General features: G+C 60.7%; 13 protein-coding genes. 10 read left to right on the top strand and 3 right to left on the bottom strand.

Annotated elements, in window-relative coordinates:
• Positions 1 to 44 precede the first annotated feature (44 nt).
• The 7 genes from rfaE2 to MUN81_RS00680 all read left to right on the top strand — a co-directional run bounded on the left by rfaE2 (position 45) and on the right by MUN81_RS00680 (position 7156).
• Positions 45 to 524 (top strand): D-glycero-beta-D-manno-heptose 1-phosphate adenylyltransferase, encoded by a 480-nt coding sequence (rfaE2, locus tag MUN81_RS00710; protein ID WP_245114490.1) that lies wholly within the window; start codon positions 45 to 47, stop codon positions 522 to 524.
• Positions 525 to 551: 27 nt separating this feature from the next.
• The gene (locus MUN81_RS00705) at positions 552 to 1229 is read left to right on the top strand and encodes a zinc metallopeptidase (protein ID WP_245114489.1); all 678 of its coding nucleotides are present in this window, start codon (positions 552 to 554) and stop codon (positions 1227 to 1229) included.
• Between the two features lie 250 nt (positions 1230 to 1479).
• The gene (locus MUN81_RS00700; protein ID WP_245114488.1) at positions 1480 to 2109 is read left to right on the top strand and encodes a response regulator transcription factor; all 630 of its coding nucleotides are present in this window, start codon (positions 1480 to 1482) and stop codon (positions 2107 to 2109) included.
• Between the two features lie 163 nt (positions 2110 to 2272).
• The gene (locus MUN81_RS00695; protein WP_245114487.1) at positions 2273 to 3742 is read left to right on the top strand and encodes a hypothetical protein; all 1470 of its coding nucleotides are present in this window, start codon (positions 2273 to 2275) and stop codon (positions 3740 to 3742) included.
• A 32-nt stretch (positions 3743 to 3774) separates the two neighbouring features.
• The gene (locus MUN81_RS00690; protein WP_245114486.1) at positions 3775 to 4587 is read left to right on the top strand and encodes a peptidoglycan recognition family protein; all 813 of its coding nucleotides are present in this window, start codon (positions 3775 to 3777) and stop codon (positions 4585 to 4587) included.
• Between the two features lie 93 nt (positions 4588 to 4680).
• A complete protein-coding gene (locus tag MUN81_RS00685; protein ID WP_245114485.1) occupies positions 4681 to 5712 on the top strand; it encodes a S1 family peptidase in 1032 nt (343 codons plus the stop codon).
• 16 nt (positions 5713 to 5728) lie between these two features.
• Positions 5729 to 7156, top strand: a complete 1428-nt coding sequence (locus MUN81_RS00680) for a hypothetical protein (RefSeq protein ID WP_245114484.1) — start codon at positions 5729 to 5731, stop codon at positions 7154 to 7156.
• A gap of 111 nt (positions 7157 to 7267) precedes the next feature.
• Here the strand turns inward: MUN81_RS00680 and ettA are convergent, their stop codons facing one another.
• On the bottom strand, positions 7268 to 8932 hold the full coding sequence (gene ettA, locus MUN81_RS00675; protein ID WP_245114483.1) for an energy-dependent translational throttle protein EttA: 1665 nt from the start codon (positions 8930 to 8932) through the stop codon (positions 7268 to 7270).
• A 276-nt stretch (positions 8933 to 9208) separates the two neighbouring features.
• Between ettA and MUN81_RS00670 the strand changes: the two genes are divergently transcribed.
• The 3 genes from MUN81_RS00670 to MUN81_RS00660 all read left to right on the top strand — a co-directional run bounded on the left by MUN81_RS00670 (position 9209) and on the right by MUN81_RS00660 (position 11682).
• Positions 9209 to 10525 carry a DUF349 domain-containing protein gene (locus MUN81_RS00670; RefSeq protein ID WP_245114482.1) on the top strand — a complete coding sequence of 439 codons (1317 nt, stop codon included), beginning with the start codon at positions 9209 to 9211 and terminating at the stop codon, positions 10523 to 10525.
• A 113-nt stretch (positions 10526 to 10638) separates the two neighbouring features.
• Positions 10639 to 10860 (top strand): DUF2795 domain-containing protein, encoded by a 222-nt coding sequence (locus MUN81_RS00665; protein WP_035561220.1) that lies wholly within the window; start codon positions 10639 to 10641, stop codon positions 10858 to 10860.
• Positions 10861 to 10902: 42 nt separating this feature from the next.
• On the top strand, positions 10903 to 11682 hold the full coding sequence (locus MUN81_RS00660) for an ABC transporter ATP-binding protein (protein ID WP_245114481.1): 780 nt from the start codon (positions 10903 to 10905) through the stop codon (positions 11680 to 11682).
• 6 nt (positions 11683 to 11688) lie between these two features.
• Here the strand turns inward: MUN81_RS00660 and MUN81_RS00655 are convergent, their stop codons facing one another.
• Together MUN81_RS00655 and MUN81_RS00650 are read right to left on the bottom strand one after the other, a co-directional pair.
• Complete coding sequence (locus MUN81_RS00655) at positions 11689 to 12879, bottom strand: lycopene cyclase family protein (RefSeq protein WP_245114480.1); 1191 nt, start codon at positions 12877 to 12879, stop codon at positions 11689 to 11691.
• A gap of 92 nt (positions 12880 to 12971) precedes the next feature.
• Entirely contained in the window at positions 12972 to 13715 is a 744-nt protein-coding gene (locus MUN81_RS00650; RefSeq protein ID WP_245117439.1) for a TIGR00730 family Rossman fold protein, read from the bottom strand.
• Between the last annotated feature and the right edge of the window lie 170 nt (positions 13716 to 13885).

Raw genomic sequence — 13885 nt, 5'->3', positions numbered from 1 at the left:
GACATTCGCCCATTTACTCATTTACTAACTCACTCATTTACGGCATGTGGACCAAAGACAAAATCCAGACGCGTGAACAGCTACCGGCTACAGTGGCGGCCTGGCGCGCGGCAGGCCGCAAAGTGGTGTTCACCAACGGCTGCTTCGACCTGCTGCACTTGGGCCACGTGGACTACCTGGAGCAGGCCCGGCACCTCGGTGACGCCCTGGTGGTGGGCCTGAACACCGACGCCTCGGTGGGCGCCCTCAAGCCCGGCCGGCCCATTCAGGACGAGCACGCGCGGGCCCGTATTCTGGCCTCACTGGCCTTTGTGGATGCAGTGGTGCTGTTTGGCGAGCCCACGCCGCTGGCCCTCATTGAGCTGGTGCAGCCCGACGTGCTGGTGAAGGGCGACGACTACGCCATCGACGGAATTGTGGGGCACGAGCTGGTGTTGAACCGGGGCGGGCAGGTGCTGACCGTGCCATTAGTGCAGGGCTACAGCACCTCTCGCATCGTGGAGCGCATTTTGCAGTCCACCTAGCTTGTTTCACCACTTTTCTTTTTCGCCATGTATTTCCTGTTGATTCTGCTGATGCTGGTTAGTTGGGGCATCCAGTGGCGCCTCCGCAGCAAGTTCAAGCAATACGCCCAGGTGGGCCTGCGTGCCAATTTGACGGGCGCGCAAATTGCCGAGCTGATGCTGGCCGACCACGGCATCACCGACGTGCGCATCATCAGCACCGAAGGCCGCCTCACCGACCACTACAACCCCACCGACAAAACCGTGAACCTGAGCGAGGGCGTGTACGCCGAGCGCAGCGCCGCCGCGGCCGCCATTGCGGCCCACGAATGCGGCCACGCCGTGCAGCACGCCACGGCCTATTCCATGCTGCAATTCCGCTCGGCCATGGTGCCGGCCCTAAGCGCGGTGTCAACCTGGATGCCGTGGATTTTGCTCGCCGGCGTGTTCATGATTAACCGTTCGGTGATTCCGCTGGGCGTGGGCATTGCGCTGTTTTCGCTCACCACGCTGTTTTCGTTCGTGACGCTGCCCGTCGAGTTTGACGCTTCGCGCCGGGCCTTGGCCTGGATGGACCAGCGCGGCGTGGTGACGGTGCAGGAGCACGCCATGGCCAAGGACGCCCTTTGGTGGGCGGCCATGACCTACGTGGTGGCCGCCATTAGCTCGCTGGCCACGCTGCTGTACTACGTCAGCATTTTTATGAGCGGTAGTCGGCGCAATTAAGCCGCCGCTTAGCTAATGTCGGAAAGCCGTTGTTCCTTAACTGGAGCAGCGGCTTTTTCGCGCTTGTTGGTTAACGGTCAGCAAGCTCAGTCACAGCCGAGGTTATACGGATAAAGCAAAGCATATAGAATTTATATTATTGATAATTCAATTATAATTTATACTTTGCGGCGCCCTTCCTGTTGCTGCTCGGGCCCACGCTGCCTTGCGCAGTAGCACCGGGGCGGAAACCTTCTTTTCTGCCAGCATCATGCCTGTTTCTACCCCAACGGCCTTGGTTGCGGCCGCTCCCACACTGTTTCGGCAAGGCTTGTTAGCCGTGTTGCGCGAGCAATGCCCCGAGTTGGCCATTACCCTCACTGCCGATGCCTCCCAGGCAGAAGAACTGGCCACCCATCATTTCTATAGCCTGCTGGTGCTGGAAGGCGCATTGCCGGGTCTGCTGAATCTGCCCCGCGTCCTCAACCGCCTGCGCCAGGCCCGCCCTTCGCAACGCCTGCTGGTGCTGGCCGATGCGCGCACCTTGGCCCACGAGGCGCCCTTGCACGCCGACTCCGATGCCTGTTTGTTTGTGCCCAGCCATGTGCCGCCGCACGCACTGGCGGCCGCCATTTCGCCGTGGCTGGCGGCACTGCCTGGCAACGCCGCGCCCGCAGCGCGCATGGTGCCGGCCTACGCCATTACCGGGCGGTTCAGCCGCCGCGAGATGGAGGTGCTACGCTTGGTGGTGGCCGATTGCTGCAACGAAGAAATTGCCAACCGGCTGTTTATCAACGTGCGCACGGTGGAAACCCACCGGCGCAACCTGCTGCAGAAGGCCGGCACCCGCACGCTGGTGGGGCTGGCGGCAAGGGCCGTGCGGGAGGGCTGGGTGGCGTGAAACTTCAGTGATGGCACTGATGCATAAGGCGCTGTAGAAAGGCGAGTTTTACGGGTATCAAAAAGATGGTTTGGCAATATGCCCTGGCCGCCCTTGATGCTTCGGTGGAAATGCTTTTTCGCGAAAGCAGCTTCCTCATCGTCTGATTCTTAACGCTCTGGTTATGCGCGCTCCTCGTTTCTTGCTCTGCATCCTTTTGCTGTTCGTTTCGGGAATGCGGGAAGCCGCGGCTCAAATGTCGGCGGCCGACTCTGCCAAGCAAGCCAAAGCCGGCATGGCGGCCCCTGGGGCAGCGGCGGCCGCGAAGACGGCGGGCGCCGACGCTACCACCTCCCCGGTACAGATAACGGACGTTTACAATCTTTCCAGCAAGCGCCGCGACAGCCTGCAGCTGGGCGACCACGTGGTGCTGCGCGTGCGCGGCCTGGCCAAAGCCCTGGATACATACAAGCGCAAACCCACCGAGCTGCGGCTGTTTATCGACGGTGTAGGCTTTCCAATGGCGCCGGAAGCCGTGGACCTGCTCAACCGCGCCGATACGGCCAGGGTACGCTTCTTATTGCTCCGCAACCCTAGTACTGAGCCCATCTGGCAGCTTTTTTACCGGGTGCGGAGCAAGCTGGACCACAAGGCCCACATTGGCATCGGGTTCGAAAACGGTCAATTGGGCGAAGCCTTTCCGCAGGACCACAACATCTACCTGGAGCTGGTGCGCCGCAACGAACTCAACCTGGGCCTTTTTCTGGTGGGTGCGCTGCTGGCCGTGTTGCTTTACCTGTGCTGGCACAGCAACCTGGTGCGAAGCGACATCCTCCGCGGCAACCTGAACGACCAGGATATGGACCGTACCGACATGATTGGCAAGCAATACGAATCGGTGCCGTTCAGCCTCAGCAAAGTGCAGTTGGTGTTCTGGACGTTCCTCATTCTCAGTGCTTACCTGTTGTGCTACCTCGTGACCGGTGAGCTGGCGGCCATTCCCGTGAGCCTGCTGGGGCTGCTGGGCATCAGCCTGGGCGGCAACCTGTTCAGCCGCGGCATCACCAGCGACCAGGTGAACGCCAGCGCCGAAGGGCCCAGCGTGAACGACGTGAGCAAGGGCTTTTGGCGCGACATCCTGGCCGAGCAAAACCGCTTTAGCATCGCGCGCATCCAATTCCTGCTGTTCAACTTACTGGTGGGGCTGTACTTCGTGCGGCACGTGTGGCGGCTGTGGAACATACCCCCCCTGGACGAGGGCCTGCTGGGGTTGATTTCCATCAGCACGACCGGGTTTTTGTTTGGCAAATACCAGGAAAGCAAACCTGCGTCGCCCGACGCAGCTGCGGCCAAAGAGGTGGCCGGCGTTCCGGGGGCACCGGTGGGTGCGGGACCGGTGGTGCAGCGCACGTTGGCGGGTTCGGGCGGAGCCACCACCATCGTGAACGTGACTCCTGCCAGCGCCAGCTCCTCTGGCACGTCTGCTAACGGCGGCCTGGCCCCGGGCGCTTCCCCGGCGCCTGCCGCACCCGCGCCGACGGTGCTACCCGATGGCACCCCCACCCGCCGCGACGACGAGGGCGACGACAACGAAGCCCAACCCCCCGTCGGCACCCTAGGCGGCGCCCCCGATGCCAGCCTGGCCATGGGCTAAACCTGTTGCTGCTCCATTTTTTACGATGAGTTATGAAACAGTACCCCGACCGCGAATTTGACATTTTGCCCGCTTACCTGCCCTTAGGCACCCGCCGTCGTGGCTTCGCCCTCACGGCTCCCGGCCCCGACCCGTTGCGGGCGCGCTTTCTGGTGGCCCACGACACCGGTAATCCGGGCTCGACGGCTGCCGGCAATGTGCGCTACTACCGCGACACCTACCTGATTAAGCCACCCGCTTCGGCCCATTTATTCGTCGACGACCACCAGATTCTGGAGTGCGTGCCGGCCCTCACGGCCCCGCCCGAAAAAGCCTGGCATGTGCTGTACGACCGGCGCGAAGACAACATCCTCTACGGCTGTAACTCCAACGATGCGGCCATTGGGGTGGAGTATTGCTACGGCGGGGCCATCAATGCCGACGAAGCCTACCGGCGCTACGTGTGGCTGCTGGCCTACCTCTGCGTCCATTTTCAGCTCGACCCGCGGCGCGACATCACCGGCCATTGCTTTCTCGACCCCGGCCGAAAGTTCGACCCGGTGGCGGGCTTGTCGCATAGCCGCCGCACGTTTCCGCAGCTGTTGGCCGACGTCACGGCCATCTTTCAGAGCATTGGCGGGACGCTGCCCGGCTTGCCGCCGCTGCCCAGCAGCGTAGCCGCCCAGGGCCTGGTCAACATCCGGCAGGGCGAACCGTTTCGACGCGCGCCGGTGGCCCGGCAGGTGCCGGCCGGGGCGGTGCTGGCGGTGCAGGGCCGCGTGGTGGGCGAAGCCGTGAGCGGCAACGACGACTGGTACGAGCTCAGCCCCGGCGGGCTCTTTTGCTGGAGCGGGGCCGTGCGCTAATTGCCGCTGCGGGCCGGATTAGTGGCAGTGCTTTACTAAATCTGCAAACTGAAAACCAACTGGTTAATGATGGAAACTCCTTCAATAGATCGCATGATTGAAAGGTTGGCGAAAAGCTTGCGTAAAAAACTGGCGCCAACGGAGTTGACGGCATTAGCTCAAACCTTTATTGAAGCAGGTACCCAAGCAGTGCGTGCACAAATCGGTTCGGCACTTGAAGCAGCACAAGCCGTGGACTATGCGCGGCAATTGAGTGAAGCCGGGCGAATGCAACTGGCCCGGCGCACTACAGGCCATCCGAAAAAAAGGCTGCAGAACCGAGAATGGGCGCGTCTGGACCGTGTTCTGGTCGAGCATCAGGAAACGTTGACGAACTGGCCGGGCGTGATAGGTATTGGCTTGGGACACCGGGTAAAGTCCGGTATTTGGCAGGCGGAAAAAACAATCACGGTATATGTGGAACGCAAACTCATGGATGCGGAACTGGGCAGCCGGCTGGCGATACCCACCACATTGCGCGCTGCAAATGGTGACGCGGTGGGCGTTGACGTAGTGGAGTTTGGCAAGTTTCGACGCAACACCAGTGGCGGCAGCAGCCTAGGGCAAGGCAATAGCCGAGGCACGTTGGGCGTATTGGCCCAAGACAACGCCTCGGCCAGCATGGTTGCCCTAACGGCTCAACATGTGGTGGGGGATGACACCCCTCCGGGACTAGAGCTGTTTGCGCCATGGCCCCAAACCAGTACTTCGGTACTGGTGGGCCGGTTTCTGCGCGGAACCATGCACGAAACCGATGCTGCCGCCATCGAAGTAGCCGACCCGGATACCATGATTGACTACATCCCGGAAATCGGCCGGGTTAATGGTTGGCGACCCGTAGTAGACAGTGACCGGGGCATGCCCGTGTGGATGTACGGGGCTGTGTCGGGGTACCAGCTCGGAATGATACAGTCGCTGCACAACTACCTGCCCCAGGAAGACCTAATTGATGCAATTGTGGTGCGCATTCAGGCCAGCCCAGGCGATTCGGGGGCAGTCATACTTGACCGGCAAAACTTGGTTCTGGGGCTTTTAGTGGGGGCAGCGACGGTTCCGATTTGCAGGTTTTTACGCCCATCAGCTTAGTCCTCGACCGGCTTGCGTGTCAGATACCAACTCATTAATTCTGGCTTTTACTATGAAAAAAACGTACAAGATTTTCCTGTGCTTGGCCCCTCTTTTGGTTGGCGCAAGCCCGGTAAAGGCGCAGGTGGTATGGAAAACAACCATTAAGAAAACGGGGGATAGCTACAAGTTCCTGAACAACGCAGGCTTTGACCCGGCGCGTAACAAAATAGGCAACACCGACAAGCAGGTGCTGGAAGTAACCTGCGAGGGGCTGAATTGCGATAAACTCACGGCGCAATTAAAAGGCAGTGCACCGGCGGGAGGTGGCTCCCCCATGGTGGTTCAGTTGGCTCCAGCGAGCGGTGCCACTGGCGCTACGGCGCGGTTTGAGTTGAGCGGAGCCACCATAGACCCAATGCCTGCCCGTCAGGCCACTTTACTATTTTTCGATAACGGAACACCAACGGATGCAAAAGCATCCGTAGAAATAAACGTTGCTCCTCCCGAAACAGGAGGAGCGGACTGCGACGTGGCCGCCGGCGACCCGGCTACCGATGCGGAGAAAGTGGCTTTCGCAAAAGCGCTGTACGATGACGCGAACAACACGGCTACCTTTATTGTGTCACACACCGGCAATGTGTTGTATCGCCCGGGCGACGTGATAGACGAGGATGATAAAATTGTGATAGTAGTGCGCGGGCCGCGGACCGAATTAGATAAGCTGTTGGTGCAACGCAAGTCCGCTTTCCGGGATGTGGGCGTGTACCGGGTGGTCGGCGAAGGCACGAACACCGATGCCTTTATCAGGAAGGCGGCCAAAGTGTCCGACTGCGGGTTGGCTAGGGTTGAATTGGCTGATTTCGCGCCGGGCAGGGGGCAGGTGCAATTGTCGCGGTTGGGCACCAACGGCGTCAGCACTCCGCTCAGCGACTTTGATTTCGGCGTTCACCCGCTCTACCAGGGCGCGCTTTCTTTTGGTCCGGTTTGCTCTTGGCTAACGGACCGCTCGTTTGGCACTGTAGCCAAAGGCGCCGACAACGTCATCACGGTGACCGAACAAGCCCCCCAATTGCACTACGTTTTCTCTTATACTCATTACATCTGGGGGCGCCGCGACGTCGAAAAGCGGAGAACGGGCGTTCCGTTGTACCAGCGCCTCTACCCCACTTTCGGGTTATCGGTCGAAAATACCCTCAAAAATGCCTACGTGGGGGCTACCTACGACGTCTTCGGCAGCTTATTCTACCTAACAGCCGGTTGTCATGTTGGCCGCGTTACGGTGGTAGACCCCAGTTCGGGACTAGGTATTGGGTCCGTGTTGCCAGCCGGCGTAAGTACAGTTCCTACGCGTACCGAAACCCAGTCTGATTGGTATGTAGGGGTTAGTCTCGACTTAAGGGCTGCCGCCAAGTTGTTCGCTGCCTTAGGTTCCGGCGCCGCCAGCGGTGCTGCGTCGCGCTAAAACATGTGTTAGCCACATTGGAAAGCCTGTATTCAATTAATCGGAACGGCCCGCCGGAAGCAATTCCGGCGGGCCGTTTTGACAATGCTGTTGCTAATGTAGGAATACTAACTACCCCAACTTCTTGTACCGCACGCGCTTCGGCTCCACGTCGCCCAGGCGCTTGCGCTTGGCTTCTTCGTAGTCCGTGAAGTTGCCTTCAAACCACACCACTTCCGAGTCGCCCTCGAAGGCGAGGATGTGCGTGGCCAGCCGGTCGAGGAACCACCGGTCGTGGCTGATGATGACGGCGCAGCCGGCAAAGTTTTCCAGCGCGTCTTCCAGGGCCCGGATGGCGTTCACGTCCAGGTCGTTGGTGGGCTCGTCGAGCAGCAGCAGGTTGGCGCCCTGCTTGAGCGTCATGGCCAGGTGCACGCGGTTTTTTTCGCCGCCGGAGAGCATGGCCACCTTCTTCTCTTGGTCGCCGCCACCGAAGTTGAACTTGCTCACGTAGGCGCGGGAGTTCACCGGCCGGCCGGCCAGCAGCATGGTTTCGGTGCCGCCCGTGATGGCGTCAAATACGCTCTTGGCGGGGTCCAGCGTGTCGTGCTGCTGGTCGATGTAGGCCGTTTGCACCGTGGGGCCCACTAGGAAGGTGCCCGCGTCGGGCTGCATCTGCTCGGTGATGAGGCGGAAGAGCGTGGTTTTGCCCGCGCCGTTCGGCCCGATGATGCCCACGATGCCTCCCTGCGGCAGCGAGAAGCTCAGGTTCTGGAACAGCAGCTTGTCGCCAAAGGCCTTGGTGATTCCCTCGGCTTCGATAACCTGCGCGCCCAGACGCGGGCCGTCCGGGATGAACAGCTCCAGCTTTTGCTCCTTGTCCTTGGCTTCTTCGCTGGCCAGCTTGTCGTAGTTGGCCAGGCGGGCCTTGCCTTTGCTCTGGCGGGCTTTGGGCGACATGCGCACCCAGTCCAGCTCGCGCTGCAGGGTTTTGGCGCGCTTGCTTTCCTGATTTTCTTCCTGGGCCAGGCGGGCGGTTTTTTGCTCCAGCCACGACGAGTAGTTGCCCTTCCACGGAATGCCCGAGCCGCGGTCCAGCTCCAGAATCCAGCCGGCCACGTTGTCGAGGAAGTACCGGTCGTGGGTCACGGCAATCACGGTTCCTTTGTACTGCTGCAGGTGCTGCTCCAGCCAGTACACGCTTTCGGCGTCGAGGTGGTTGGTGGGCTCGTCCAGCAGCAATACATCCGGTTCCTGCAGCAGCAGGCGGCACAGCGCCACGCGGCGCTTCTCCCCGCCCGAGAGATTGCCAATAATGGCTTCTTCGGGCGGCGTGCGCAGGGCATCCATGGCGCGCTCCAACTTCGAGTCCAGGTTCCAAGCGTCGAGCTGGTCCAGCCGCTCCTGCACCTTGCCCTGGCGGTCCAGCAGTTTGTCGAAGTCGGCGTCCTCGGCCCCAAAGGCCTCGTTGATTTCATCGAATTCCTTCAGCAGGGCCACGGTTTCGGCCACGCCTTCTTCCACCACCTCGCGCACGGTTTTGGTGGGGTCGAGTTGGGGTTCCTGCTCCAGGTAGCCCACCGAGTAACCGGGCGAAAACACGACTTCGCCCTGAAACTGCTTGTCGACGCCGGCAATGATTTTCAACAGGCTCGACTTGCCCGAGCCGTTCAAACCCAGCACGCCAATCTTGGCACCGTAGAAAAACGAGAGGTAGATGTTTTTGAGAACTTGCTTCTGGGGCGGGTAAATCTTACTCACGCCGGCCATGCTGAAGATGATGGTCTGGTCGCTCATGGGGAGTCGGGAAGGGCTGATGGACGAATTGCAAGCGCAAAGAACGGCAACCGCGGCTAGTGGGCCATGCGCCGGTCGTCGGGTTTTCGAGGCCGTGCGTCGGTGGTTCCCGAGCGTCAGACCCGGTTTTGGGCACGTTTCCCCGCGGCTACATCATTACATCACCTTTTTACCGTAAACTTGTATTCCCTTCCCAATCCATTTTTCAGCCACTTCACCCGTTTTCACCGCTCTGCCCCGCATTCCGCACTCCTACCCACGAGCTTACACATTAGTATGGAACCAACCGACCACTTGCTGGCCGAAGCCCAGCGCTACGGCTACGTGGAAGCCGGCGGCGTGTGGCTGCGCCCCGTGCTTGCCCAGCCCGCCCGCCAGATAGGCCTGGTCAAGGAAACCGACGAAGCCGCCCTCCTGTATTTTGCCCAACGCTTTGAATCCCTGCGGGCAAAAGTAGATTCGCTGCTCGTGAAAATGGAGGCCAGCGACAACAAAGGCTCCTTCCTGATGAAGGCCCTGCACCTGAAGGAGCAGCTGCTGACCTACGACGGCCTGGGCGACTTTGCTAACCTGCACCGCCGCCTCACCGAGGCCGAAGAAGCCATCGCCGTAACAGTGGCTCAAAACCGCGAGAAAAACCTGGCCACCAAGCTCGGCTTCATCCAGGAGGCCGAGGCCCTGCGCGACAGCGTGGAGTGGGTGTCGGCCAGCGAAAAGGTGAAGGACCTGCGCCAGGGTTGGCTCAAAACCGGCCCCGTCGACAAGGCCATGACTGACGAGCTGGAAACGCGGTTTCAGGCCGCCATTCAGGAGTTTTTCGACCGTCGCAAGGCCTTCCAATCCGATAAAAAGGCCATGGTGGCGCGCGTGCAAAACCGCTACCGCGACCTGATTCAGCAGGCCGAAAACCTTAAGAATTCCGACCAGTTCGAAACCACCTCGCGTCAGCTCAAGCAGTTGCAGCAGGCTTGGCGCGAAGTGAACGGCAGCTTGCCCAAAAAACAGGCCTCCGAGCTCTGGACGCGCTTCCGGGCGGCCAACAACCACTTCTTCGAGCGCCTCAAAGCGCACATTGCGGCGCAGCAGGCCGCCGGCACCGGCGCCGCCGCCACGCCCGAGCAGCTGCTGGCCCGCAAGCGTGCCCTCGCCGAGCGCGCCGAAGCCCTCATGGCCGTGCCGCCCCAGGAAGCCATTCATCAGGCCAAAGCCCTGCAGGCCGAATGGAAGCAGGTGGGCACCGTGCGCGGCGAAGAGTCGGACCGCATCTGGCAGCGCTTCATGGTGGCCTGCGATAAGATTTTCGAGCTCAGCGCCCTGGAGTACCACTTACGCAAGCGTGCCGCCACCGAGGCCGTGCCCACGGCCCCGGCCGAGCGCGCCCGCTACCGCGCCAGCACCCTGCGCGAGCTGCTCAAAGACGACCAGGCCGAGCTGGCCACGCTGCGCGATAACCTCGACAAGCTGAGTCCCAGCGCCGCCAACGACTCGTTCCGGCAAATGCTGCAAACCAAAATCCGGTCGTTTGAGCGCAAAATCCGCACGAAAAACGACCTGATTGCCCTATTTAGCCAGCAAGCCCAGGCCGCCGGCTAAAACTTTGGGCCGCATTTTGCGTTGCCGAAAAGACTGCCGCAATGCCGCCGTTTCGGGCTTGTATCTTGCCCGGAAATAGTTACCTTCGCCCACCTTTTTTTATCCGCCTCCCTATGTATTGGACACTCGAACTGGCTTCTTACCTGGAAGATGCCCCCTGGCCCGCCACCAAAGACGAACTGATTGACTTCTCCATCCGCTCGGGTGCGCCCATGGAAGTGGTGGAAAACCTCCAGGCCCTGGAAGACGACGGCCAGCCCTACGAAAACATCGAGGAAGTGTGGCCCGACTACCCCACCAAGGAGGACTTCATGTTCAACGAGGACGAATATTAATTTGCTGATTCTGTGATGTGTTGATGTGCTTGGTGGGGGTGTATGAATTCTACCGAGCAGTCGTTGGCTTCTGTCAATCAGCAAATCAACAAATCAGTAAATCAGCAAATCAAGATTGAAAATCTGGTTGCGGGCTACCCCGGAAGGGTACTGGTCCGCAACCTTTTTTTGTGGCTGCCCGAGCCCGCGTTCGTGGCCGTGGTGGGCCACAACGGCAGCGGCAAAACCACGCTGTTCCGGGTGCTCATGGGCCAATTGGCTTACCAGGGCAGCGTACAGCTACTGGGGCAGGAGGTGCGCGAATTGCGGCGCGCTGCAGCTGCGGGCTTGTTGGGGTATCTTCCCCAACGCGGCAGTGTCGATTTCTCCATCGGCGTGCGTGAGCTGGTGGTGATGGGCCGCTACCGCCACCACGGCCTGCTAAGCGCTTATTCCACGGCCGATTATGCGCTGGCCGATGCCGCGCTGGCCCGAGTGGGCATGGCGCACCTAGCCGCGCGCGACTTCACCCAACTCTCGGGCGGGGAGCAGCAACTGGTATGGCTGGCCCAGCTCAGCCTGCAGGACGCGGATGTGTATTTGCTCGATGAGCCCACCCAGCAGCTTGACGTGTATTACCGCCGCCAGGTATTCAGCTTAGTGCATGAGTGGGCCACGGTGCAGCGCAAAACCGTGCTTTGCAGCACCCACGACCTGGATAATTTACCCGAGTTGTCCGGCTTTCTGCTCAATCTGTCAGAAGCGGAGCCGCAGCTCCGGTCCATTTCGGCTGCCACCGTGCAGGCGGCCCGCGCCTGCCTAGAGCAGCCGCCGCAACGCTGAATTTCGTTACTGCCGCCGGCCCGGCCGACCCCGCAGCACTTGCGCGATGGACCGCATGAAGGGCCACGGCGATACTGAGTTCATGATGCGAAAATTGTCGGCCCACGACGTCGTTTCGTCCAGGAATCGGAAGATGCGCTCCACGGGGTTGCGCTCGAACAGTTGCCGAAAAATGTCGCGCGTGGTTTCGCCGCGTCGGCGCATGATATCCAGCAGCAGCGTGTCGAACAGGTGGAATTGCCACTGGTCACCGGTGGGGTCGGCGGGCGGCAGGCTGGTGGCGGCCAGTGCGGCCACCAGCCGCGCCGAGTGCTGCTGAATGCGCTTGAACGCGTAGCCGGTGCTGGGCTTAGCCCGGCCGCCGCGGGTGCCCAGGTTGAGGATGTGTTGGCCGGTACGGGCCGGCAGCGGGTGGTCGGTCATCGGAATGGCGCCCACTTCTTCGGCCGTGATGCGGTAGTCGGACAGCTGCAGCGTCGTGCTCAGGTATTCGCGAATAGCGGCCTCGTATTCCTCCTTCGGCAAAGGCGTTTCCGAAAACAACGTGTACTCAACCAAGGCTTTGCGCGCCGAAAAAGGCAGCACATAGATGAAGCGGGCCTCGCGGTGCTGCTCGCCGCGAAAGTCCATAAACTCCACCACGTCGGGGTTGAACACCTCGTGGTCGGTTTCGATTTCCCAGCCCACGAAGTGCTGCAACAGGTACCGGTGTTTCGCGGGCTGCCGCAGCCGGGCCAGGTCCGGCGGGCGGCTGTCGAAGGCAAAGCGCGCGGTGAAGTCTCCAGCATTGCTGCGAACCCGCACACCGCCAGCCGTTTCTTCAAGCCCATTTACGATGCCCTGCACTGTAGTGAACTGCGGATTATCGGCCAGGGCCCGGCGCACGAAGCGGTAGTAATCCAGCCCGTTGATGGTTTTGTAGCGGTAGCGGCCCAGGTCCAATACCCGCTCGAAGCCGGGGCTGCGGAAGGCAATTTGCCGCCACTCGTGTGCCACAATGCCATCAAACAGCGTTGGCGCATCGGCCCAGAAGGACCAAGTACGGTCGTTCCGGTCCTTGGCTTCGGGCTCGATGAGTAGCACTTTTTTGCGGGCCAGGCGCGGCTCTTGGGCTATGTGGTAAGCCAGGCTCAGGCCCGCTGCCCCGCCGCCCACAATGAGATAATCGTAATCGAAAGAGGCGGCAGAGACGGACATATGAAACGCAGCAACGAGGGCGAAAGCTACCCACAAAAAAGCCGCTTCCGAGCGGAAGCGGCTTTGGGTAACCACCGGGTTGCCGGGCTGGTTTAGAAGTTCGGCGACAGCAGGTACTTGTGGTAGAAGTCGTCGATGATTTTCACGGCTTCGCTGGCGTCGTCCACAATCTGCACCAGGTTCAGGTCTTCGGCCGAGATGTTGTGCTCTTCGTGCAGCATCACGTCCTTCACCCACTGGAACAGGCCGTTCCAGTAAGCCGAACCCACCAGCACGATGGGGAAGCGGCTGATTTTCTTGGTCTGAATCAGCGTCATGGCCTCAAACAGCTCATCCAGCGTGCCGAAGCCGCCGGGCATGCCCACGAAGGCCTGCGCGTACTTCACAAACATCACCTTGCGCACAAAGAAGTAGTCGAAATCGATGCACTTGTCCTGGTCGATGTAGATGTTGTGGGTTTGCTCGAAGGGCAGCTCAATGTTAAGGCCCACCGACTTGCCGCCCTCGGAGCGGGCGCCCTTGTTGCCGGCTTCCATGATGCCGGGGCCGCCGCCCGTGATGACGCCGTAGCCGTGGCGCACCAGCTTGGCCGCAATTTCCTCGGCCTGCTTGTAGTACGGGTTGTCGGGCTTGGTGCGGGCCGAGCCGAAGATGCTCACGCAGGGGCCGATTTTGGACATCTTCTCGAAGCCCTCCACGAACTCGGCCATCACCTTGAAAATCTGCCAGCTGTCGGCGATTTTGATTTCGTTCCAGTCCTTGTCCACGAAGGCTTTGCGCAGGCGCTGCTCGTCTTCCAAGGCCATGGCGGTTTCGCCGTGCGTGCTCTGGCGCATCTCCGTGATGGACGTCAGCTTGTCGTCGTTGACGTTGGGCTGCTTGATGGTTTTGCCGCTGCCGGCGTTCAGCATTTCGTCGGCGGCTTTGGTTTTGCTGGTTTTGGGTTTTTTCAGTGTAGACATAATTGCAAGTGGAAATACCTACCAAAACAAAATCGCCCCGGAAC

Source organism: Hymenobacter sp. 5317J-9, assembly GCF_022921075.1.
Classification (GTDB): domain Bacteria; phylum Bacteroidota; class Bacteroidia; order Cytophagales; family Hymenobacteraceae; genus Hymenobacter.
This window is presented reverse-complemented; position numbering and strand designations above follow the sequence as displayed.